Annotated in this window: 18 protein-coding genes; 8 read left to right on the top strand and 10 right to left on the bottom strand. The window is 71.8% G+C overall.

Features of this window, described 5'->3' with window-relative positions; all coding sequences use genetic code 11:
* Window positions 1-22: 22 nt before the first annotated feature.
* Window positions 23-862 (bottom strand): endolytic transglycosylase MltG, encoded by an 840-nt coding sequence (gene mltG / locus OG898_RS26715; RefSeq protein WP_250745048.1) that lies wholly within the window; start codon window positions 860-862, stop codon window positions 23-25.
* A 63-nt stretch (window positions 863-925) separates the two neighbouring features.
* On the bottom strand, window positions 926-2,875 hold the full coding sequence (locus OG898_RS26710) for an ABC transporter ATP-binding protein (RefSeq protein WP_266959687.1): 1,950 nt from the start codon (window positions 2,873-2,875) through the stop codon (window positions 926-928).
* Window positions 2,876-2,982: 107 nt separating this feature from the next.
* Here OG898_RS26710 and OG898_RS26705 point away from each other — a divergent pair, with 107 nt between their 5' ends.
* A complete protein-coding gene (locus tag OG898_RS26705) occupies window positions 2,983-3,477 on the top strand; it encodes a MarR family winged helix-turn-helix transcriptional regulator (protein WP_250745046.1) in 495 nt (164 codons plus the stop codon).
* An 84-nt stretch (window positions 3,478-3,561) separates the two neighbouring features.
* On the top strand, window positions 3,562-6,498 hold the full coding sequence (locus OG898_RS26700) for an FAD-binding and (Fe-S)-binding domain-containing protein (protein WP_266959685.1): 2,937 nt from the start codon (window positions 3,562-3,564) through the stop codon (window positions 6,496-6,498).
* A gap of 15 nt (window positions 6,499-6,513) precedes the next feature.
* Here the strand turns inward: OG898_RS26700 and OG898_RS26695 are convergent, their stop codons facing one another.
* Together OG898_RS26695 and OG898_RS26690 are read right to left on the bottom strand one after the other, a co-directional pair.
* Window positions 6,514-7,797, bottom strand: coding sequence for a sulfite oxidase (locus OG898_RS26695; RefSeq protein WP_266959683.1), 1,284 nt, complete (start codon window positions 7,795-7,797; stop codon window positions 6,514-6,516).
* A gap of 123 nt (window positions 7,798-7,920) precedes the next feature.
* Window positions 7,921-9,132 (bottom strand): tryptophan 2,3-dioxygenase family protein, encoded by a 1,212-nt coding sequence (locus OG898_RS26690; RefSeq protein WP_266959681.1) that lies wholly within the window; start codon window positions 9,130-9,132, stop codon window positions 7,921-7,923.
* Between the two features lie 258 nt (window positions 9,133-9,390).
* Between OG898_RS26690 and OG898_RS26685 the strand changes: the two genes are divergently transcribed.
* Together OG898_RS26685 and OG898_RS26680 are read left to right on the top strand one after the other, a co-directional pair.
* Window positions 9,391-11,235: an ABC transporter ATP-binding protein gene (locus tag OG898_RS26685; RefSeq protein ID WP_266959679.1), complete on the top strand. Its 1,845-nt coding sequence runs from the start codon at window positions 9,391-9,393 to the stop codon at window positions 11,233-11,235.
* Window positions 11,232-13,013 carry an ABC transporter ATP-binding protein gene (locus OG898_RS26680; RefSeq protein WP_250745041.1) on the top strand — a complete coding sequence of 594 codons (1,782 nt, stop codon included), beginning with the start codon at window positions 11,232-11,234 and terminating at the stop codon, window positions 13,011-13,013. The genes OG898_RS26685 and OG898_RS26680 overlap by 4 nt, the downstream gene beginning before the upstream one ends.
* A gap of 33 nt (window positions 13,014-13,046) precedes the next feature.
* Here OG898_RS26680 and OG898_RS26675 read toward each other — a convergent pair whose 3' ends face one another.
* Window positions 13,047-13,742 carry a hypothetical protein gene (locus OG898_RS26675; protein WP_266959677.1) on the bottom strand — a complete coding sequence of 232 codons (696 nt, stop codon included), beginning with the start codon at window positions 13,740-13,742 and terminating at the stop codon, window positions 13,047-13,049.
* Window positions 13,743-13,792: 50 nt separating this feature from the next.
* Window positions 13,793-14,584: a metal-dependent hydrolase gene (locus OG898_RS26670; RefSeq protein ID WP_266959675.1), complete on the bottom strand. Its 792-nt coding sequence runs from the start codon at window positions 14,582-14,584 to the stop codon at window positions 13,793-13,795.
* A gap of 145 nt (window positions 14,585-14,729) precedes the next feature.
* Between OG898_RS26670 and OG898_RS26665 the strand changes: the two genes are divergently transcribed.
* From OG898_RS26665 to OG898_RS26655, 3 genes are all read left to right on the top strand, one after another.
* Window positions 14,730-17,252, top strand: a complete 2,523-nt coding sequence (locus OG898_RS26665) for an RNA helicase (RefSeq protein WP_250745038.1) — start codon at window positions 14,730-14,732, stop codon at window positions 17,250-17,252.
* Window positions 17,253-17,358: 106 nt separating this feature from the next.
* Window positions 17,359-18,261: an acyl-CoA thioesterase II gene (locus OG898_RS26660; protein WP_250745037.1), complete on the top strand. Its 903-nt coding sequence runs from the start codon at window positions 17,359-17,361 to the stop codon at window positions 18,259-18,261.
* Between the two features lie 47 nt (window positions 18,262-18,308).
* Window positions 18,309-18,728: a YchJ family protein gene (locus OG898_RS26655; protein WP_266959673.1), complete on the top strand. Its 420-nt coding sequence runs from the start codon at window positions 18,309-18,311 to the stop codon at window positions 18,726-18,728.
* Here OG898_RS26655 and OG898_RS26650 read toward each other — a convergent pair.
* A complete protein-coding gene (locus tag OG898_RS26650) occupies window positions 18,692-19,549 on the bottom strand; it encodes a DUF6397 family protein (RefSeq protein ID WP_266959671.1) in 858 nt (285 codons plus the stop codon). The genes OG898_RS26655 and OG898_RS26650 overlap by 37 nt on opposite strands.
* A gap of 104 nt (window positions 19,550-19,653) precedes the next feature.
* Complete coding sequence (locus OG898_RS26645; protein ID WP_243340556.1) at window positions 19,654-20,052, bottom strand: roadblock/LC7 domain-containing protein; 399 nt, start codon at window positions 20,050-20,052, stop codon at window positions 19,654-19,656.
* A gap of 106 nt (window positions 20,053-20,158) precedes the next feature.
* Here OG898_RS26645 and OG898_RS26640 point away from each other — a divergent pair, with 106 nt between their 5' ends.
* Window positions 20,159-20,587: a PPOX class F420-dependent oxidoreductase gene (locus OG898_RS26640; protein WP_266959669.1), complete on the top strand. Its 429-nt coding sequence runs from the start codon at window positions 20,159-20,161 to the stop codon at window positions 20,585-20,587.
* Window positions 20,588-20,615: 28 nt separating this feature from the next.
* Here OG898_RS26640 and OG898_RS26635 read toward each other — a convergent pair whose 3' ends face one another.
* Window positions 20,616-21,254: an ATP/GTP-binding protein gene (locus OG898_RS26635; RefSeq protein WP_250745033.1), complete on the bottom strand. Its 639-nt coding sequence runs from the start codon at window positions 21,252-21,254 to the stop codon at window positions 20,616-20,618.
* Window positions 21,254-21,640 carry a DUF742 domain-containing protein gene (locus OG898_RS26630; protein ID WP_274547500.1) on the bottom strand — a complete coding sequence of 129 codons (387 nt, stop codon included), beginning with the start codon at window positions 21,638-21,640 and terminating at the stop codon, window positions 21,254-21,256. The genes OG898_RS26635 and OG898_RS26630 overlap by 1 nt, the downstream gene beginning before the upstream one ends.
* Window positions 21,641-21,647 lie beyond the last annotated feature (7 nt).

The raw sequence follows: 21,647 nt of genomic DNA, 5'->3' as shown, positions 1-21,647 counted from the left end.
GGGCCGGCGCGGCCCGGCCGCCTCAGGTCGTGCGGGAGGCCGTGCGGAGGCGGTTGAACTCGGCCACGTGCCGCTTGTGCTCCTCGTACGTCGCCGAGAAGCGGGTGTCTCCCTGCTTCACGGTGACGAAGAAGAGCCAGTCACCGGGTGTCGGGGCCACCGCGGCCGCCATGGCCTGCAGGCCGGGACTGTCGATCGGGGTGGGCGGCAGGCCCTGGCGTTCGTACGTGTTGAAGGGGCTGTCGATCTTCGTCTCGCTCAGCTTGGTGTCCACTGTGGAACGGTTCAGCGCGTAGTTGATGGTGGAGTCCATCTGGAGCGGCATCGATTTCGCCAGCCGGTTGTGCACCACCCGGGCGACCTTGCCCATGTCCCCGCGGGACTCGGCCTCCGCCTCGATGATGCTCGCGAGGGTGGCCGTCTGGTACGGGGTCATCCCGTGGGCCTTGCCGCCGTCCGCCACCGCCTTGGTGGCGAGGCTCTTGTTGGCCGTCTCGACCATGTAGGTGAGCAGGGAGGCCGGGGTGGACTGCGAGGTCACCGGGTAGGTGGCCGGGAAGAGGTACCCCTCCGGGTTGCCCTTCGCCTCGGCGGGCAGGGGCAGCGCGGTCGTGGCGACCGCGGCCTTGGCGGAGCCGGCCGGGAGCTTCAGTTCGCGGTCGATGGCGGCGTAGACCTGTGCGGCCCGCCAGCCCTCGGGGATCAGCAACTGGCGCGGCTTCTCGGGCGCCCGCTCCCCGGGGAACAGGGGGATCAGGAGGGCTGCCCCGAGTCCCAGGACGGTTCCGATGAAGAGCGCCAGCCTGCCCCGGCGGGTGAGCCGGGAACGGCGCGGTGACGGCGGCCGGTTCTCATGACGCATGCGGGCACGCTAACCCGGGAACCGTCGGATTTCCGACATCTCACCCGTGCGCCGGTCATACGATCACACGTTCACCGGGGTCGGCTCGGCGCCTCGCAGGGTGTCCGGCTTGAACGTCCCGGGCTTGAGCAGATCCGCCTTGCGCATCTCGGAACCGAGGGCTCCCAGGAGCCCGCCGGACGCCGGAGCCTCCGGCTTGAGTGCACTCTCCCGGTCGCGGCGGACGAGCGCGGCGTACCGGCCGTCGGCCTGCAGCAGTTCCTCGTGGGTGCCGCGCTCCGCAATCCGGCCTCCGTCGAGCACCACGATCTGGTCGGCGTCACGGACGGTGGAGAGGCGGTGGGCGATGGTGATGGTGGTGCGGCCCTGGGAGAGGTTGTCGATGGCGCGCTGCACGGCGTGCTCGGTGCGGGTGTCCAGGGCGCTGGTGGCCTCGTCGAGGATCAGCACCGGCGGGTCGCGCAGGATGGTGCGCGCGATGGCCAGGCGCTGCTTCTCTCCACCGGAGAACCGGTAGCCGCGCTCGCCGACCAGGGTGTCGTATCCGTCGGGCAGGGACTCGATGTGGTCGTGGATCTGGGCCGCGCGGGCCGCCTCCACTATCTCCTGGTCGGTGGCGTCCGGCTTGGCGAAGCGCAGGTTGTCGGCGACGGAGGCGTGGAAGAGGTAGGTCTCCTGGGAGACCACGCCGATGGAGCGGGCCAGCGAGTCGAAGTCGAGGTCGCGCACGTCCACGCCGTCGAGGGCGACGCGGCCGCCGGTGACGTCGTAGAGCCTGGGCACGAGGTAGCTCAGCGTGCTCTTGCCGGATCCGGTCGGGCCGACCACCGCGAGGGAACCGCCGGCCGGGACCGTGATGTCGATGCCGGTCAGGGTGGGGCCGCTCTTGTCGTCGTAGGCGAAGTGGACGTCCTCCAGGCGGACCTCGCCCTTGGCGCGGTCGAGGCGGACGGGGTCCTCGCGCTCGGTGATGTCCACCGGCAGGTCGAGGTACTCGAAGATGCGGGCGAAGAGCGCCAGGGAGGTCTGGATCTGGACGCCGGTCGACAACAGGCTCACGGCCGGCCGGAACAGGCCCTGCTGGAGGGTGACGAAGGCGACGAGGGTGCCGACCGAGAGGGAAGGGGCTCCGGTCTGCAGGGCTATGCCGGCGGCCCAGTAGATGAGCGCGGGCATGGCGGCCATGACGATGCCGATGGTGGACATCCGCCAGCGTCCGGCCATGCTGGAGCGCACTTCGAGGTCGACGAGCTTCTCGGACTCCTCCGCGAAGGAGGTGGTGAGCGAATCGGCGCGGCCCATCGTGCGGCCGAGCAGGATGCCGCTGACCGACAGGGACTCGGTGACCGTCGCGGCCATCGCGGCCATCTGCTTCTGGCGCTGCGCGGTGATCTTCTTGCGCTCGCCGCCGACGCGGCGGCTGATCCACACGAAGACGGGCAGCAGGGCGAGCGAGACGAGCGTGAGCCGCCAGTCGAGTGCGAGCATCGCGACGACGGAGGCGATGACGGCCGTCGCGTTCGAGACGAGGGAGGTCGCCGTGGAGGTGACCGTGGCCTGCATGCCGCCGATGTCATTGGCGATGCGGGACTGCACCTCACCGGTGCGCGTACGGGTGAAGAAGGCCAGCGGCATCCGCTGGAGCTGCGCGTAGACGGCGGTGCGCAGATCGTGCATGACGCGCTGGCCGACCGTGGTGGATATCAGGGTCTGGAGCACGCCGAAGATGCTGGTGACGACCGCGGTCGCGATCATGCCGAGGGCGAGCAGGCTGAGCAGCCCGGTACGGCCCTGCGGGATCGCGACGTCGAGGACCTCCTTCAGCAGGAAGGGGGTGGCGACTCCGACCAGCGAGGAGGCGGCGACGAGCACGCCGACGACGGCGAGGCGGCCCCGGTAGGGCCGGAAGAGACCGACGATGCGGCGCAGCTCGCGCGGCCGCTCGTCCGGCGCGGGGCCGCGGGGGTCGAGGGATTCTTTCGAGGGTTCCCACTCGAGTTCTTTGGGGCGCATGGGCCTCCTTCATGACAGGTGACGAGACTCGAATGAGCATAGCTCATTGTTACCTATACTCACAATGAATCTGGTCCTGATATCGTTCCCATTATGAGGACCGCAGCATGAGCACCGCTTCCGAGACCGACAGCAGCCAGGGCGGCGGCACCGACAGCGCCGACACGACCGACGGCGTGCTCGCCGAGCAGCTGCTCCGCCTGACCCGGCGGCTCCACCGCATCCAGAAGCGCCATCTGGAGCCGCTCGGCATCACCCCGGCCCAGTCCCGGCTGCTGCGCACCGTCGCCCACCTCTCCGCGGTGCGGCCACCCCGGATGGCGGACCTCGCCGCCCGCCTCGAGGTGGTGCCCCGTGCCGTGACCACGCTGGTCGACGGGCTGGAGAGCGCCGACTGCGTCCGCCGCGTGCCCGACCCGGCGAACCGCCGTGTCATAAGGATCGAGCTGACCGACACCGGCCGCGCCACGCTGCGCCGCCTGCGCAACGCGCGAACCGGCGCCGCAGAGGAGATCCTGGCTCCATTGACCACCGATCAGCGCGAGGTGCTCGGCGGTCTGCTGAACGCTCTGGCGGACGCTCCGGCGGAGCACGGCTGCTGACGGGCGACGGTCCGGCCGGGACCGGGCCGGGGCTGCGCCGAACGAGTGAGATCGACCGACACGGCGCGAGTTGAGGGGCTGCAGATGCCACTGCTGGAACCGAAGCCGGGGGCCCTGCGCCCGCGCACCCTCGCCGGCCCCGCCCCCGACCGGGTGCCCGACCGCGTCTCGACGGGCACCCCCGAGCTGCTGCGGAGCGAGCTGGCCGAGCTGCTGGGCGCCGACAAGGTGCTCTCGGGCGTCTCCGACCTGGTCCGGTACGCCTCCGACGCCTCCCCGTACCGGTTCCTGCCGCAGGTCGTCGTGATCGCAGAGGACATCGACGACGTCTCCGCCGTACTGTCCTACGCCCACGGCAAGCAGCGCGAGGTGGTCTTCCGGGCCGCCGGGACCTCGCTCAACGGTCAGGCCCAGGGCGAGGACATCCTCGTCGACGTCCGCCGCCACTGGGCCGGGGTCGAGGTGCTCGACGAGGGCCTGCGGGCCCGGATCCAGCCCGGCACCACCGTCGTGCGCGCCAACGCCGCGCTCGCCCGGCACGGCCGGATCCTCGGCCCGGACCCGGCCAGCGCCATCGCCTGCACCCTCGGCGGAGTCGTCGCCAACAACGCCTCCGGCATGACCGCGGGCACCACGAGGAACTCGTACCGCACCCTGTCCTCCCTCACCTTCGTGCTGCCGAGCGGCACCGTGGTGGACACCGCCGATCCGCTCGCCGACGAGGAGCTGGAGCACGCCGAGCCCACCCTGTGCCACGGCCTGATGGAGATCAAGAAGGAGATCGAGGCCGATCCGGAGCTCGTGGCCCGGATCCGGGCCAAGTACGAGATCAAGAACACCACCGGCTACCGCCTCGACGCCTACCTCGACGGCGCCACCCCGGTGGAGATCCTGCGCGGGCTGATGGTCGGCTCCGAGGGCACGCTCGGCTTCATCGCCGAGGTCGTCTTCGACACGCTGCCGCTGGACCGCGAGCTCACCAGCGCTCTGCTCTTCTTCCCCTCGCTGCCCGCCGCGGCCGCCGCCGTACCGCTCTTCAACGAGGCGGGGGCACTGGCCGTCGAGCTGATGGACGGCAACACCCTGCGCGCCTCGGTGAGCGTCGCGGGCGTCCCCGCCGACTGGGCCGGGCTGCCCAAGGACACCACCGCGCTGCTGGTGGAGTTCCGGGCCCCGGACGAGGCCGGCCGCGCGGAGTACGAGCGGCGGGCCGCCGAGGTGCTGGCCGGGCTGGACCTGGTGGCCCCGGTGGCCTCGGTGACCAATGCCTTCACCCGCGACGCCAAGACCATCTCCGGCTACTGGAAGGCCCGCAAGGCCTTCGTCACCGCCGTCGGCGGCGCCCGCGCCTCCGGCACCACCCTGATCACCGAGGACTTCGCGGTCCCCCCGTCCCGGCTCGCCGAGGCCTGCGAGGCCCTCCTCGAACTCCAGGCGGAGCACGGCTTCGACGCGGCCGTCGCCGGGCACGCCGCCCACGGCAACCTGCACTTCCTGCTCGCCTTCGACGCCGCCCGGCCCGCGGACGTGGAGCGGTACGCCGCGTTCATGGACGCCTTCTGCCGGCTCACCGTGGAGCGCTTCGACGGCTCGCTGAAGGCCGAGCACTCCACCGGCCGGAACATGGCCCCCTTCCTGGAATTGGAGTGGGGGCCCCGGGCCACCGAGATGATGTGGCGGACCAAGCGGGTCGTCGACCCGGACCTGGTGCTCGCCCCGCGGATCCTCCTGGACCGCGATCCCAGGGCGCACCTGCGCGGCCTCAAGACGATCCCGCAGGTGGAGGCCGTCGCCGACCCCTGCATCGAGTGCGGGTTCTGCGAACCGACCTGCCCCAGCGAGGATCTGACGACCACCCCGCGCCAGCGGATCGTGCTGCGCCGGGAGATGATGCGCCAGCAGCCCGGCTCCCCCGTGCTCGACGGTCTGCTCGCCGCCTACGGGTACGACGCCGTGGACACCTGCGCCGGCGACTCCACCTGCAAGCTCGCCTGCCCCGTCGGCATCGACACCGGCGCCCTGATGAAGGACTTCCGCCACCGCCGGCACAGCCCGCGCGAGGAGCGCGCGGCCGAGCTCGCCGCCCTGCGGTTCGGCGCCGTCGAAGGCGCCGCGCGGCTGGCCGTGGCCGCCGCCGGCAAGATCACCGACACCGTCGGGGACGGGATCCTGGAGGCCGTGACGGGGGCCGCGCGCAGGATCGTACGACCCGACCTGGTCCCGGAGTGGCTGCCGCAGGTCCCCGGCGCCGCGGCCCGCACACTGCCCGCCACCCGGCGCGGGGGCGCCGCCGCGGTCTACTACCCGGCCTGCGTCAACCGGATCTTCGGCGGTCCCGACGGCGCCTCCGGGCCCTCCCTGCCCGAGGCCGTGGTGGCGGTGTCGGAGCGGGCGGGCAGGCCGGTGTGGATCCCCGGGGACGTCCGGGGCACCTGCTGCGCGACGATCTGGCACTCCAAGGGGTACGACGCCGGCAACCGCGTGATGGCCAACCGGATCGTGGAGGCCGCCTGGGGCTGGACGGCCGGCGGGCGACTGCCGCTCGTGGTCGACGCGTCCTCCTGCACCCTGGGCATCGCCCACGAGGTGGTCCCGTACCTGACGGACGACAACCGCTCGCTCCACGCCGAGCTGCGGATCGTCGACTCCATCGTCTGGGCGGCCGAGGAGCTCCTGCCGCACCTGGAGGTGCGGCGCACGGTGGGCTCGGCGGTGCTCCACCCCACCTGTTCGATGCGGCACCTCGACGACGAGGCGCACCTGCGGACCGTGGCCGAGGCCTGCGCCGACGAGGTGGTGGTCCCGTACGACACGGGGTGCTGCGCCTTCGCGGGCGACCGCGGCATGCTGCACCCGGAGCTGACGGAGTCGGCGACGGCGCGCGAGGCCGCCGAGGTGACGGCGCGGCAGTTCGACGCGCACCTGTCGGCGAACCGGATGTGCGAGGTGGGCATGGACCGGGCGACGGGCCGCAGCTACTACTCGGCGCTGCTGGAACTGGAGCGCGCCACCCGGCCCTAGGGCCGGGTGGCGCGGTCAGACCACGCTCACCGGGTGGCGCACCACCGCGTCGAACAGGTAGCCCTGCGTGTTGTGGGCCGCGGTGGCCGGCTGGGTCCGTCCGGTGGTGTCGGTGGCCCGCGCCAGCAACGCGGTCGGGCCGGTGGTCCGTGGGGTCCACGGCAATGACCAGCGCACCCAGCTGCCCCGGCGCGGGACGTCGTGGAGCCGGGCCCGCTGCCAGTGGTCCCCGCCGTCGGTACTGACCTCCACCCGGTGCACGGGCGCCGCGCCCGACCACGAGCGCCCGGTCAGCAGCCGCGTCCGGCGGACGGGCACGGTCGCACCCAGCTCGAGCTCGAAGGCGCTCTTGATGGTCTGGCGGGTCAGCGGGGCGCTGCCCTGCGGCGGCTGGTCGGGCCCGAACAGCCGGTACAGGTCGGTGTTCCACGGTGTGTAGAGGGGCTGCCCGCTCACCTCGATGTCGCCGACCCACTTGATCGAGGAGATACCGATCCAGTTCGGTACGACCACGCGGACCGGGCCGCCGTGGTCGGGCGGCAGCGGCTCGCCGTTCATCTCGTACGCGAGGATCACGTCGTCGAGGGCCTTGGAGACGGGCAGCGGGCGCCGCACCCGGCCCAGGTTCACCCCGTTCGTGACGACCTCGTCGTCCAGCCCGCGGGGCAGCACGTCCACGGCCCCGCGGGTCAGGCCCGCCTGCCTCAGGACGTCGGACAGCCGGGCACCGCGCCAGCGGGCCACACCGATCGCGCCGAGGGTCCACGCGGTCCCGCTCACCTGCTGGCCCTGCTGGGTGGTGTAGAAGCTGCGGCCGTTGCCCGCGCACTCGATGAACAGGGTCCGCTCGACCGCCGGCAGCGCGCGCAGCCGGTCGTAGGAGAATTCCACCGGCCCGCCGGACAGTGCGTCGCCCCACACCTTCAGCCGCCAGTCGTTCGCGTCGAGGCGCGGGGTGACGGTGTGGTTGCGCACGAAGAACCGGTCGAGGGGGGTCAGGGGGCCCGTGCCGCGCAGGGCGGCGAAGTTGGTCTCCGCATTGGTGCCCCGGATGGTGAACAGCTCGGGCGGCAGCGGCTTCACGGTCCCGGGCAGCGCGGCAGCGGCGGTCGTCGCACCGCCGGTGGCGGCCGCGGCGGTTCCGGCGGCGCCCAGGCCCAGGGAGCCGGCCGCGGCTCCCGCCGCGAACAGTTTGAGCAGGTCTCGGCGGTCCACCCCGGCGGAGCGGGCGCGGTCGCGCACCCACTGCCTCAGGCGCACGCGGTCGTACTGGCTCTCGTCCGACAGGTCGAGGGGCATGGCGGGGCACTCCTTGGTCGTGATTCCCGACGGACCGTAGAAGCCCGGCCCCACCTGCGGGAACCTCCTCGTCCCGATGGCCACGAACCTGCAACACGGCCGCAATGAGGGCCGGTTCGCGTATCAGTGGCCGGTGTCCAGTTGCCAGAACAGTCGGTTTCCCAGGCATTGCGTCAGGTAGGGGACGCCGTCGGTGTAGCCCGAACCGTGGGCGTCGCCGAGCATGCGTGCGGCCAGACCTCGATGTGCCGACTTCCACCGCTGGTGCCCGCGCTCCAGACGGCTGATCGCCATGTCGAGGCGGCTCCACCGCGCCCGGTCGGCACGTCCCTCGTCCCTGAGGTCGAGATAGGCCCGGGTGACGGTGTCGTGGTCGGGATCCTGCACTTCGGCCCGTACGGCCGGCACGCTCGTGAATGCGGACGATTCCAGACGCGGTACGGGCGGAACCCCGCACAGGCTCTCGAACCGTTTGTACTGTTCGGACTGAATGGCGCTGGCACCCTGGGTGTACTGCCGGAAGGCGGAGAACTGCTCCGCCCTCATCGTGGCCACGACGCGGAAGAGCGTCGCGGCCCGCTCGAACATTGCGACCGCGTGGTCCACGGGCTCCACGGCGCTTTCCGGATTCCCTGCACGGAGTGCCACGATCGTCTTCTTCATGGCTGCTGCTATTGCGGTGAAGTGCATTTCGTGGGTCTGGAGGACGCGGATGAAGAAGTATTCGTCGTGAACGACGGAGACGGGCTGGACGGTGACGTCGAACCACCGGGCGCGATCCGTCGCCGGCGGCCGGGGCAGGCGATCGGCGAGACCTTCGAGGCGGGACCGGGGAGCGTGCGCCAGCCGCGACGGAAGGTCGTCGGCCTCCGGCCGATCGAGCCCCGTCACGAGCCGCAGGGCATGCCTCAACCGCGTGCTCAGCGTCGGCCCATCCGGCCGGTCCCGCCCGGGCCTCTCGGGCGACCCGGCTGCCGCCTCGATCTCGAAACGCACCACGTCGGCCATCAGCAGGGTCGCCATCCGGTCCGCGCTCGGCGCGGCGTGCCGGTCGTCCATGAGGAGTTCCAGGACCGGCAGCGCGAGGTAGGTCCGGTTCTGGAAGCGTCCCTCGTGCTTGTCGAGGGCGCAGTCGAGAAAGGCGCTGAGGAACGGACGGTTCGTGCCGTGCCGTCGCCCGATGTCACTCAGGCGAAGGAGCGTTTCCTGCGAAAGGAAATGCTTCCCTGTCCTCCGCACCTGTTCCGTGACGGACCGGGCGAGCGAGATGCCGTCGCATTCCTCCGGCATTCGGTCGGCGGCCGCCCAGCGCGCGATCTCGGGGTGTGTCGCCATGCGTCTCTCCCAAGCCGTCATACGGAGTGAAGGGTCGCTTTCCACTAGGCATGATCGAAAGACCGCCGGTCATGTCTCGGGAATTCGTGTCTTGACAGCGGACACCGGACCCGCTTCGGCGCGCCGGGCTCCGGCTCGTTCGCCCGGTGAGCAGACCCTGCTGCGAAGAGCCGTGGCCAACGGAAAATCGATTGCCCCGGACCGGTCCGGAACGCGAACCTTGCACGGTTTGGAACACTCGACCAGTCATGGGGCGTCATGCAGATCAGCGATCTTCCGTATCCGGACCCAGGGGTACCCGACGCTCGCTCCGGCCCCCGCTTCCTCTGGTGGCTGGGGCGGGGCCAACTCGGCGGACAGGCCAAAAGCCTGTGCTGGGGGCTCCTGCACTTCGGCGGCATCGCGGGGCTGCCGTACACCGTGGGCCTGGGCATCGACGCGGTCGTGGACCGCGACGGCGCCCGGCTGCTGTGGGTCGGCGGCCTGATCGCGCTGCTCGGCGTCGCGATCTCGGTCGGCGACGCGATGCTGCACCGTACGGCCGTCACCAACTGGATCACCGCCGCCGCCCGGGTCCAGCAGCTGCTCGCCCGCAAGACCGCCGAACTCGGTTCCGCCCTGACCCGGCGGGTCGCGGCGGGCGAGGTGGTGGCCGTGTCCACGGGCGACGTGGAGAAGATCGGCTGGTTCGTCGAGGCGGTCTCCCGCTTCCTGGCCGCCGCCCTGACCCTGGTCATCGGCTGTGTCGTCCTGCTGTTCTACGCGCCCACGATCGGCGTGGTCGTGGCCATCGGCATGCCGGTGCTCGCCCTGGCCGTCCTGCCGCTGCTGCCGCGCGCCACCCGACGCGCCGACGTGCAGCGGGAGAAGGCGGGCAAGGCCACCGAACTGGCCTCGGACACCGTGGCGGGACTGCGGGTGCTGCGCGGCATCGGCGGCGAGGAACTCTTCCTCGGGCGCTACCGCGAGGCCTCGCAGCAGGTCCGCGAGGCAGCGGTGCACAGTGCCCGGATGTGGGCGCTGATCTCCGCGATCCAGGTGCTGCTGCCGGGCGCGCTGCTGGTCACGGTGGTCTGGTACGGGTCCGCGCTCGTCCTGGACGGCCGGCTGGACGTCGGTGAACTCGTCGCCGCCTTCAGCGCGGTGGCGACCATGCTCTACCCGCTGCGGCACTTCGAGGAGATCGCCATGGCGTACTCCTTCTCCCGCCCCTCCGCCAAACGGGCCGCCCGGGTGCTGTCGCTGACCCGGAGCGGCGCACCGGCGGAGGCCGGTGCGGAGCCGGAGACGGCCGCGGAGCCGGTCGTCGCCACCGAGGCGGTGCAGGCCCCGGCCGCCGGCGGAGACCTGTACGACCCGGAGACCGGGCTGCTGGTCCCGTCGGGCCGGTTCACCGCCGTGGTCTGCGGGGACCCCGACCTGGCGGGCCGGCTAGCCGAGCGCCTGGGCGGACACCCGATGGACGCGGCGGCCGGGCCCTCCGTCCTCCTGGGCGGGGTCGCGCTGGACGAGCTCACGCTCGGCACCGCGCGCACGCTGGTCCTCGTACAGGACAAGGATCCGGTCCTGCTGTCCGGGACGCTGCGCGAGCTGTTCGACGTACCGGCGTCCGGAGCGGTCGCACCGTCTGCGGCGCTCGCATCGGCCCAGTGCGCGGACGTGATGGACGCCCTGCTGCAGTCCGCCCCGGACGGGGTGGACGACCCGATGGACGCCCGGATCACCGAGCGCGGCCGCTCGCTGTCCGGCGGGCAGCGCCAGCGGCTGGCGCTGGCGCGGTCCCTGGTGACCGACCCCGAGGTGCTGGTGCTGGACGAGCCGACCTCGGCGGTCGACTCGCACACCGAGGCCCGGATCGCGGAGGGGATCTCGGCGCTGCGCTCCGGTCGCACGACGGTGGTACTGGCTTCCTCGCCGCTGCTGCTGGACCGTGCCGACCGGGTCGTCCTGATCCACGAGGGCAAGGCGGCGGCGAGCGGCACGCACCGCGAGCTGCTGCACGGTGACCCGCGCTACCGGGCGGTCGTCACCCGCGAGACCGAGGAAGAACAGCGGCTCCCGCGGCTGGAATCCGTACTGACAGAGATCGAGGAATCCGCATGATCGGCGTGGCGCCGCCGGACTACGATCCGGCCGCCCCGGAAACGGCCGCGACCCTGCCCGTGGGCAGCTCCGCGACGGTACGGGGCTACGTGCGCGGCCTGTTCCGCCGCCACCGGCGGGCCTTCCTGGTCCTGGTGGGGGTCAACACGGTCGCGGTGATCTCCTCCATGGTCGGCCCGTACCTGCTGGGCCAGGTCGTGGACCGGCTCTCGGAGGGGGCCCGCGAGCTCCATCTGGGCCGGGTGGGGCTGCTGTTCGCCCTGGCGCTCGGCATCCAGACCGTGTTCGTGCGGCTGGTCCGGCTGCGCGGGGCGATGCTCGGCGAGGAGATGCTGGCCGATCTGCGCGAGGACTTCCTCGTGCGGTCGGTGGGCCTGCCGCCGGGCGTGCTGGAGCGTGCGGGAACCGGTGACCTGCTGTCGCGGATCACCACGGACATCGACCGGCTGGCCAACGCGATGCGCGAGGCCGTCCCGCAGCTGGCCATCGGCGTGGTGTGGGCGGGCCTGCTCTACGGGGCGCTCGCGGTGACCGCGCCGCCGCTGGCGCTCGCCGCGCTGGTGGCGCTGCCGGTACTGGTGGTCGGCTGCCGCTGGTACTTCAAGCGGGCCCCCCGGGCCTACCGTTCCGAGGCGGCCGGGTACGCGGCGGTCGCGGCCGTGCTCACCGAGACGGTGGACGCGGGCCGCACCATCGAGGCGCACCGCCTCGGCGGGCGCCGGATCGAGCTGTCGGAGCGGCGGATCAAGGAGTGGACGGCGTGGGAGCGGTACACGCTGTTCCTGCGGACGGTCCTCTTCCCGGTCGTCAACGTCACCTACGTGACGATCCTCGGCTCCGTGCTGATGATCGGCGGGTACTGCGTGATCCAGGGCTGGATGTCCGTGGGGCAGCTGACCACGGGCGCCCTGCTGGCGCAGATGATGGTCGACCCGATCGGTCTGATCCTGCGCTGGTACGACGAGCTGCAGATCGCGCAGGTCTCGCTGGCCCGGCTGGTGGGCGTGCGGGAGATCGAACCCGACGCGGGCGACGCGGGTGTCTCCCCGGACGGCAGGGACGTCCGGGCGGACCAGGTGCACTTCGGGTACCGCGAGGGCGTCGACGTCCTGCACCAGGTGTCGATGTCGGTGCCGCCGGGCACCCGGATGGCGCTGGTCGGGCCCTCGGGCGCCGGCAAGTCCACACTGGGCCGGCTCCTGGCGGGCATCTACGCACCGCGGACCGGCGAGATCACCCTCGGCGGGGCGCAGCTGTCGCAGATGCCCGCGGAACGGGTGCGCGAGCACGTGGCCCTGGTCAACCAGGAACACCACGTGTTCGTGGGCTCCCTGCGGGACAACCTGCGCCTCGCGCGCACGGAGGCCGGTGACGGCGAGCTGTGGGCGGCGCTCGGCGCCGTCGACGCCGAGGACTGGGCGCGGGCGCTGGACGCCGGTCTGGACACCGAGGTCGGCTCGGGCTCGGCGGCGCTGACCCCGGCGCAGGCGCAGCAGATCGCGCTGGCCCGGCTGGTGCTGGCCGATCCGCACACGCTGGTGCTGGACGAGGCCACATCGCTGCTGGACCCGCGCGCGGCACGGCACTTGGAGCGCTCGCTGGCCCGGGTGCTGGACGGCCGCACGGTGATCGCGATCGCGCACCGGCTGCACACCGCGCACGACGCGGACGTGATCGCGGTGGTCGAGGGCGGCCGCATCACCGAGCTCGGCTCGCACGACGCCCTGGTCGAGGCGGACGGGGCGTACGCCGCCCTGTGGCGCTCCTGGCACGGCTGACCGGGTGCGGCCCCCGCCCGCCCCGGACCTCTTCTACGTGGTCCAGGGCAGGCGGACGGCCTCGATCTCGGGGTCCGCGAGCAGCGCCTCCACGAGCGGACGGGGGCCGCAGACCTTGGAACCCCAGAGGTCGTAGTCGGTGAGGACGACCCAGGAGCGGTCCGCGGCCCACAGGTTGGTGGGCGTGTAGAGGACATCGGGGTTGTCGAAGAGGGCCCCCGCCGCGCCCAGCCGGCCCGAGCGCACGTGCCTGGTGTCGAAGTCCTGCATGACCAACGGGTTGTAGTACGCCAGGCAGGGGGTGTCCGCTCCCCCGGGGCTGTGTGCGGTGAGGAAGCGGATCAGCTGGTCCCACGTGGGCCGGTCGAGGCTGCCCTCGGCGGGCCATTCCATGGTGCCGAGGAGGTGGCTTCGGCTCTTCGTCGACGGGAAGCAGCGGAAGCAGGGATAGACGTCCTGCGGCACGACCGGATCACCGAGCCGGGAGGCCAGCTCCGCCCAGCGCAGCCGCTCCCAGCCCGGGCCCGGATGCTCGTCCCTGCCCTGGCCGTCGTTGACCGAATCCCCGGCGGCCGGGCCGCGCTCGTACATGCCGCCCAGCACCCAGGCGGCGTCGGGGCGGCCGGGTACCTCGTAGCCGGTGAGGCCGTCGTCGTCGGCGAGCTCGGCGAGCCAATCGGTCTCGGCGGCCGGCGCGAGGGGCCACAGGGCGAGGATGTCATCGGGCATCCGGCCAGGCTACGGCCGCCGGGCGGGCGGGCAGACAGGTGGTCGAGTCGTCAGAAGAAGCCGAGGGCGGAGGCTCCGCCGACTCCGCCCAGGAGCATGAACACCGGCATGAGGACCTTGAGCTCCACCCAGCTGCCGGCGCGGAAGCGCATCATCTTCGGCGGGCCGATCGGGTACCAGCGCTTGCCCGCGATGGGCAGGGGCCAGAGGATCGGGCAGCCGGAGACGGTCAGGGCGTCACCGATGTCGTGGACGAGGGCGCCGAGCACGATGGGCAGGCCCAGCCACAGGTATTCCTGGCCGGGGGCGGTGAAGAGCCAGTCGGAGCCGTTGCCGGGCTGGTCGAGCACACCGGCCAGTATCCAGGCGCTGGTCGCGCCGAGCAGCCAGACCAGGACGTCGCTGGACATGCGGGCGGCCCGCCACAGCAGGCCTTCGACGGCGAGGACCAGGTGGATGAAGAGGAGCGCGAGGACGCCCCACCGGTCCGCGGTGACGGCGATCGCGGACGAACCGGCGCCGATCAGGACGGCCCAGAGCCAGGTGTGAGTCAGGGTGCGGTGGCCCCCGGTGCGGCGGGCGTCGCGCGGGGCCCGGGTGGCTTTGTAGACCCCGTAGGAGATCTTGTCGACCACCTCGCACAGGCCCCGGGAGAGCGGACCGAAGGCGCGGGAGATCGTGGCCGACTTGTGGTCCAGGTCGGGGGCGAGGGCGGCTCCGGCGCAGATCAGCGCGCCGACGACGAGGACGGGCCAGGGCATCGCGTGCCCGTAGGCGGCCGCCGCGGCGCCCACCCCGAGCCAGGCCGCTGCGCCGGACAGTGAGTGCGCCGGACCCATCATGGTCGTTCCCCGCCCCGGTGGTGTGCTGGTCGGGCCCTGTTGACGGTGTCGTTCGGGCCGCATCGACGGCACAGCGTACCGCCGATGATCTTCCTTCTGTCCGCCGGTTCCCTGATCCGGGCGGAAGCCAGGCAAGATGGGGGGTGTGACCCTCATTGATCAGCTCCCGCCGAACGCCGACCCCGACGCCCTCTTCGAGGCTTTCTCCTCGTGGGCGGAGGACCAGGGCATCACCCTGTACCCGGCTCAGGAGGAGGCGCTGATGGAGGTGGTCACCGGCGCGAACGTGATCCTTTCCACCCCGACCGGCTCCGGCAAGAGCCTGGTGGCGGCGGGCGCGCACTTCACGGCCCTGGCCCAGGACAAGGTCACCTTCTACACCGCGCCGATCAAGGCGCTGGTCTCGGAGAAGTTCTTCGACCTGTGCAAGCTCTTCGGCACCGAGAACGTCGGCATGCTGACCGGCGACGCCTCGGTGAACTCGGACGCCCCGGTGATCTGCTGCACCGCCGAGGTGCTGGCCTCGATCGCCCTGCGCGACGGCAAGTACGCCGACATCGGCCAGGTCGTGATGGACGAGTTCCACTTCTACGCCGAGCCGGACCGCGGCTGGGCCTGGCAGATCCCGATCCTGGAGCTGCCGCAGGCGCAGTTCATCCTGATGTCGGCGACGCTCGGCGACATGAAGCGGTTCGAGGAGGACCTGACCCGGCGCACCGGCCGTCCCACCTCGATGGTCCGCTCCGCGACCCGGCCCGTCCCGCTGTCGTACGAGTACGTCACGACGCCGATCACCGACACCATCACCGAGCTGCTGGAGACCCGGCAGGCGCCGGTCTACATCGTGCACTTCACCCAGGCCCAGGCGGTCGAACGGGCGCAGTCGCTGATGAGCATCAACATGTGCACCCGCGAGGAGAAGGACAAGATCGCCGAGCTGATCGGCAACTTCCGCTTCACCACCAAGTTCGGCCAGAACCTCTCGCGTTACGTCCGCCACGGCATCGGCGTGCACCACGCGGGCATGCTGCCCAAGTACCGCCGCCTGGTGGAGAAGCTGGCCCAGGCCGGTCTGCTGAAGGTCATCTGCGGCACCGACACCCTCGGCGTCGGCGTCAACGTCCCGATCCGCACCGTGCTGTTCACGGCGCTGACCAAGTACGACGGCACCCGGGTCCGCACGCTGCGCGCCCGCGAGTTCCACCAGATCGCCGGCCGCGCCGGCCGGGCCGGCTTCGACACCGCCGGCTATGTGGTGGCCCAGGCGCCCGAGCACGTCATCGAGAACGAGAAGGCCCTCGCCAAGGCGGGCGACGACCCGAAGAAGCGCCGCAAGGTGGTCCGCAAGAAGGCCCCCGAGGGCTTCGTGGCCTGGTCGGACACCACCTTCGAGAAGCTCATCGCCGCCGACCCGGAGGCGCTGACCTCGCGCTTCAAGGTCACCAACATCATGCTCCTGTCGGTCATCGCCCGGCCCGGCGACGCCTTCAAGGCCATGCGCCACCTGCTCGAGGACAACCACGAGCCGCGCAAGGCCCAGCTGCGCCACATCCGCCGGGCCATCGCCATCTACCGCTCGCTGCTGGACGGCGGTGTCGTCGAGAAGCTCGACACCCCGGACGCCGAGGGCCGCACGATCCGGCTGACCGTCGACCTCCAGCAGGACTTCGCGCTGAACCAGCCGCTGTCCACCTTCGCGCTGGCCTCCTTCGACCTGCTGGACCCGGAGTCCCCCTCCTACGCGCTGGACATGGTCTCGGTGGTGGAGTCCACGCTGGACGACCCGCGCCAGATCCTCGCCGCCCAGCAGAACAAGGAACGCGGCATGGCCGTGGGCGCGATGAAGGCCGACGGGGTCGAGTACGAGGAGCGGATGGAGCGGCTCCAGGAGATCACCTATCCCAAGCCCCTCGAAGAGCTGCTCCTGCACGCCTACGACGTGTACAGCAAGAGCCACCCGTGGGTCCGCGACCACCCCGTCTCCCCGAAGTCGATCATCCGCGACATGTACGAACGCGCGATGACCTTCACCGAGTTCACCTCGTACTACGAGCTGGCGCGCACCGAGGGCATCGTGCTGCGCTACCTGGCGAGCGCCTTCAAGGCCCTGGACCACACCATCCCCGACGACCTCAAGTCCGAGGACCTCCAGGACCTGATCGAGTGGCTCGGCGAGCTGGTCCGCCAGGTCGACTCCAGCCTGCTCGACGAGTGGGAGCAGCTGGCGAACCCGGAGGTGGAGACGGCGGAGCAGGCCCAGGAGAAGGCCGACCAGGTCAAGCCGGTCACCGCGAACGCCCGCGCCTTCCGCGTCCTGGTCCGCAACGCCATGTTCCGCCGGGTCGAGCTGGCGGCCCTGGACCACGTCAACGTGCTGGGCGAGCTGGACGGCGACTCCGGCTGGGACGCCGACGCCTGGGGCGAGGCCATGGACGGCTACTGGGACGAGTACGACGACCTGGGCACGGGCCCCGACGCGCGCGGCCCCAAGCTGCTCCAGATCGAGGAGGACCCGGCGCACGGCCTGTGGCGCGTCCGGCAGACCTTCGCCGACCCCAACGGGGACCATGGCTGGGGCATCAGCGCCGAGGTGGACCTCGCCGCCTCCGACGAGGAGGGCCGGGCGGTCCTGCGCGTCACCTCGGTCGGCGAACTCGGCCAGCTCTGACCTCCCTCCGGCTCCGCCCGCGCGGGCATCCGCCCCGCAACCGACCCCCGACCCGCAACCGACCGGCGCCCTCGCGGCGGCCGGGCCCGACCGTGGAGATCCTCTGATGACGAACCCCGCCGAGAGGCTGGTCGATCTGCTCGACCTGGAGCAGATCGAGGTCAACATCTTCCGGGGCGCCAGTCCCCAGGAGTCCCTCCAGCGCGTCTTCGGCGGCCAGGTCGCCGGCCAGGCGCTGGTGGCGGCCGGCCGCACCACCGAGGGCGACCGGCCCGTCCACTCCCTCCATTCGTACTTCCTGCGCCCCGGCATCCCCGGAGTGCCGATCGTGTACCAGGTGGAGCGGGTGCGCGACGGGCGCTCCTTCACCACCCGCCGGGTCACCGCGGTCCAGCAGGGCAAGACCATCTTCAATCTGACCGCCTCCTTCCATCAGCCGGAGGAGGGCAGCATCGAGCACCAGCTGCCTCCCCGCCTCGACTTCCCGCACCCGGACACGCTCCCGAAGGTCGTGGACGAGATCCGCGAGCACCTGGGCACGCTGCCGGAGGCGCTGGAGCGGATGGCCCGCCGCCAGCCCTTCGACATCCGCTACGTGGACCGGCTCCGCTGGACCCCCGAGGAGCTCAAGGACGCCGATCCGCGCAGCGCGGTGTGGATGCGCGCCGTCGGCCCGCTGGGCGACGACCCGCTCGTGCACACCTGCGCCCTCACCTACGCCAGTGACATGACCCTCCTCGACGCCGTGCGCATCCCCGTGGAGCCCCTGTGGGGCATGCGCGGTTTCGACATGGCCTCCCTCGACCACGCCATGTGGTTCCACCGGCCGTTCCGGGCGGACGAGTGGTTCCTGTACGACCAGGAGTCGCCCATCGCGCACGGCGGCCGGGGCCTGGCACGCGGTCGCATCTACGACCTCGAGGGCAAGCTGCTGGTGTCGGTGGTCCAGGAAGGGCTCTTCCGCCCGTACGGCGCCAAGGCCTCCAAGCCGGCCGTGTCCCCGCAGTAGTCCCTCCGCCCCCTACCCCTCCCCTCCCCGAAGAACTGAGTGTTTCCATGCCCACCCCGGCTCCCGCTCGCGCCGTCCCCTGCCCCTGCCCCTGCGGGCTGCCCGCCGCCTACGCGGAGTGCTGCGGCCGCTTCCACTCCGGCGAGCGGCAGGCTCCCACCGCCGAGCTGCTGATGCGCTCCCGCTTCAGCGCCTTCGCCGTCGGCGACACCGCCTATCTCCTGCGCTCCTGGCACCCGTCGACCCGGCCGGGCGTGCTCGACCTGGATCCCGGGCAGCGCTGGGAACGGCTGGAGATCCTGGCCACCGAGCGCGGCGGGATGTTCGAGACGGAGGGCTCGGTGGAGTTCCGGGCGCACTACCGCGAGGGCCGGCACACCGGCTCCCTGCACGAGCACAGTTCCTTCGCCCGGGACAACGGGGCCTGGGTCTACGTGGGCCCCCTCTCCCCCGTCGACTTCGACTGACCCCTCGCTCCGGTCAGAGCGAAGTCGAGGCTGGTGCGGTACCAGCCGGTCTCGTCCGGTGAGCCGGCCCGCAGCAGCCGGGTCGCCACCTCGGCGGCCGCCGGAACCTGCGGGTGCCCGTAGGGCGGGGGCGGGGCGAGCGCGCAGAGCAGGATGCGCTCCGCCGCGTCGGGCACGATCGCGCGCACGTCGTCCTCGGGGAGCACGGAGGCCAGTACGGCAGCCCGCTCCCAGGGGTCGGCGGTCCGTCTCAGCAACAGCCCGACGTGCCGTTCGCGCCACTTCCGGGGGCGCAGGTCGGCCCTGGCCGCCATCAGCTCCCGGTCCGCCGGCGGGGCGCTCCCCCGCAGCATTCCGGGCTCGCGGGCCGCGAAGTCCCGTAGTTCCGCGGTCAGATAGAGCCACACCACCGCCCGGTAGCGGTTGATCCGGTATCCCACCGGAGTGAGGTGGCCGCAGCGTGCGAGCCGGGTGAACCGGCTCGGGCCGACCCCCAGGACGGCGGCCGCGGCCTCCGCTCCCGCGACCGTCTCCACCCGCTCGTGCAGCGCGTCCGGGAACCCCTCGGCCGACCGGACCCGGTCGAGCTCGGTCCGGGTGTACCGCGCGGCCCCGGCGGGCCCCTGGGGTCCCGCCCGCACCAGGCCCAGCTGGACGGCGCGGGCGAACTCACTGCGGCTCAGCCCCAGTTCGTCGGCGGCTCGTCCACCGCCCATCAGCCCGGCGACCTCTGCGCACCCTGCGGGCGCGGACTCCGCCCTCGGCACCGCCGTCGCCGTCACCGCGCTCATCGCCTGCGTCATCTGCGTCATCTGCGTCATCACGCTCTCCCCACCAGAGTGATTACTGTGTGTGAAGAACGTAACTCAGAGCTACGACAGTGCGCAGCGCCTGTGGACAACCCGGAAAACGCGAACTACGCCCCCTAGCCGCCGGTGATCCGCCGCTCCGCGACACCCAGGTGCTCCCCCACCCGGTTGACCAGCAGCGTCATCTCGTATGCCACGTGCCCGATATCGGCCTCGGAGGCGCTCAGCACGCACAGGCAGCTGCCCGCACCCGCCGCCATGACGAAGAGGACCCCGTCGTCGTACTCGACCATCGTCTGACGGACCTCACCCGCCCGGAAGTGCCGCCCCGAGCCCTTCGCCAGGCTCTGCAGCCCCGCCGCGACCGCCGCCAGGTGCTCCGCGTCCTCCCGTGCCAGTCCCGCGCTCGCGCCCGTCACCAGACCGTCGTTGGAGAGCACCACCGCGTGCCGCACCTGCTGCACCCGCCGCGTCAAGTCGTCCAGCAGCCAGTCCAGCTGCTTGTCCAGCGCCATATACAGTCCCTCCCCGTCGACGCGGCCGAACCGGCCGCGCCCCACCCCGCATAGTCGTGCCGCCAGCCTTCCCCACCAGCGGCTTTCGGGCAAGGAGGATGGACCCATGGTGAAGAAGATGACTCAAGAGGAATGGCGGGCGTTCGTCTCCCACTCCACCCGCACCGGGAAACTGTCCACCGTCCGTGAGGACGGAAGCCCTCACATCGCTCCCATCTGGTTCGTTCTCGACGGCGACTCCTTCGTGTTCAACACCGGGAAGGACACCGTCAAGGGGCGCAATCTGGCCCGTGACGGCCGCGTCGCCCTCTGCGTGGACGACGACCGGCCGCCCTTCTCCTACGCCGTCCTCCAGGGCCGGGCCGAGATCAGCGAGGACCTGGACGCGATGCTCCCCTGGTCGACCAGGATCGGCGCCCGCTACATGGGAGAGGAGCACGGCGAGGCCTTCGGCCGCCGCAACGCCGTTCCCGGCGAGCTCCTCGTGCGCGTCTCCATCGACAAGGTGATCTCGGCCGCCGGCGTGGCCGACTGAGGGCGGTCCGCCTCCGCCGCGGGCCGGTTCACACCGAATCGGCCCGCGGCTCCACCGACTCCAGCAACCGCGCCGTGTGCACCCGTCCCGCGTACTCCACCAGCCGGATCAGCACTTCCTTCCCCGAGTCCTTGTCCCGTGCGTCGCACAGCACCACCGGCGTCCCCTGATCCAGGTCCAGCGCCCGCGCGACCTCGTTCGAGGCGTACCGCCGCGCGTTCGCGAAGCAGTTGACGGCCACCACGAACGGGATCTTCCGGTGCTCGAAGTAGTCGACCGCCGGGAAGCAGTCCTCCAGCCGCCGCGTGTCGGCGAGGACCACCGCGCCCAGCGCCCCCTGGGACAACTCGTCCCACAGGAACCAGAACCGGTCCTGCCCCGGGGTCCCGAACAGGTACAGCGACAGCCCCGACCTGATCGTGATCCGCCCGAAGTCCATCGCCACGGTGGTGGTCGTCTTCTGGTCGACCCCTCCCGTGTCGTCGACCAGCTCCCCGGCCTCGCTGAGCAGTTCCTCCGTGCGCAGCGGCCGGATCTCGCTGACCGAGCCGACCAGGGTCGTCTTGCCGACGCCGAAGCCGCCCGCCACGAGTATCTTCAGCGCGAGCGCGGCCAGTTCCTCGCCGCCCCCGGCGGCGGGCGCAGGCCCGTTGTCGTGCAGTCCCATCACAGCGCTCGCAATCCCTCGATGACTTCACGCAGAATCCGCTCGTCCGGCAGCTGTGCGGGCGGCACCGGCCGGCTGACCTTGACGTGCCCGGCCTCCAGCAGGTCCCCGAGCAGTACGCGCACCACGCCCACGGGCAGGTCCGCGTCCGCCGCGAGTTCGGCCACCGACTGGGTTTCGTCCCGGCACAGGCCGAGCAACGCCCGGTGCTCCGGCCCCAGCAGCGACTCGGCCGCCTCGTCCGTTCCCGCCGGGTCCACGGCCACCAGCGCGATCAGGTCGAAGCGGACCCCGTGGGGTCCCGGCTTCGTGCGCCCGCCGGTCATGGCGTACGGACGGACGAGCGGGCCCGCGTCGGCGTCGTACCACCGGCCGTTCGTGCTCAAGGCCGCC

This window comes from Streptomyces sp. NBC_00193 (genome assembly GCF_026342735.1).
GTDB classification, from domain to species: Bacteria; Actinomycetota; Actinomycetes; order Streptomycetales; family Streptomycetaceae; genus Streptomyces; species Streptomyces stoeckheimensis.
This window is presented reverse-complemented; position numbering and strand designations above follow the sequence as displayed.

Excerpts from the sequence above, each read along its gene's own strand:
- mltG (WP_250745048.1), bottom strand. The coding sequence starts at position 862 with ATGCGTCATGAGAACCGGCCGCCGTCACCGCGCCGTTCCCGGCTCACC.
- OG898_RS26660 (WP_250745037.1), top strand. The coding sequence starts at position 17,359 with ATGACGAACCCCGCCGAGAGGCTGGTCGATCTGCTCGACCTGGAGCAG.
- OG898_RS26640 (WP_266959669.1), top strand. The coding sequence starts at position 20,159 with ATGGTGAAGAAGATGACTCAAGAGGAATGGCGGGCGTTCGTCTCCCAC.
- OG898_RS26655 (WP_266959673.1), top strand. The coding sequence starts at position 18,309 with ATGCCCACCCCGGCTCCCGCTCGCGCCGTCCCCTGCCCCTGCCCCTGC.
- OG898_RS26670 (WP_266959675.1), bottom strand. The coding sequence starts at position 14,584 with ATGATGGGTCCGGCGCACTCACTGTCCGGCGCAGCGGCCTGGCTCGGG.
- OG898_RS26695 (WP_266959683.1), bottom strand. The coding sequence starts at position 7,797 with ATGCCCCTCGACCTGTCGGACGAGAGCCAGTACGACCGCGTGCGCCTG.
- OG898_RS26675 (WP_266959677.1), bottom strand. The coding sequence starts at position 13,742 with ATGCCCGATGACATCCTCGCCCTGTGGCCCCTCGCGCCGGCCGCCGAG.
- OG898_RS26635 (WP_250745033.1), bottom strand. The coding sequence starts at position 21,254 with ATGGGACTGCACGACAACGGGCCTGCGCCCGCCGCCGGGGGCGGCGAG.
- OG898_RS26685 (WP_266959679.1), top strand. The coding sequence starts at position 9,391 with ATGCAGATCAGCGATCTTCCGTATCCGGACCCAGGGGTACCCGACGCT.
- OG898_RS26710 (WP_266959687.1), bottom strand. The coding sequence starts at position 2,875 with ATGCGCCCCAAAGAACTCGAGTGGGAACCCTCGAAAGAATCCCTCGAC.
- OG898_RS26680 (WP_250745041.1), top strand. The coding sequence starts at position 11,232 with ATGATCGGCGTGGCGCCGCCGGACTACGATCCGGCCGCCCCGGAAACG.
- OG898_RS26700 (WP_266959685.1), top strand. The coding sequence starts at position 3,562 with ATGCCACTGCTGGAACCGAAGCCGGGGGCCCTGCGCCCGCGCACCCTC.
- OG898_RS26690 (WP_266959681.1), bottom strand. The coding sequence starts at position 9,132 with ATGGCGACACACCCCGAGATCGCGCGCTGGGCGGCCGCCGACCGAATG.
- OG898_RS26645 (WP_243340556.1), bottom strand. The coding sequence starts at position 20,052 with ATGGCGCTGGACAAGCAGCTGGACTGGCTGCTGGACGACTTGACGCGG.
- OG898_RS26650 (WP_266959671.1), bottom strand. The coding sequence starts at position 19,549 with ATGACGCAGATGACGCAGATGACGCAGGCGATGAGCGCGGTGACGGCG.
- OG898_RS26705 (WP_250745046.1), top strand. The coding sequence starts at position 2,983 with ATGAGCACCGCTTCCGAGACCGACAGCAGCCAGGGCGGCGGCACCGAC.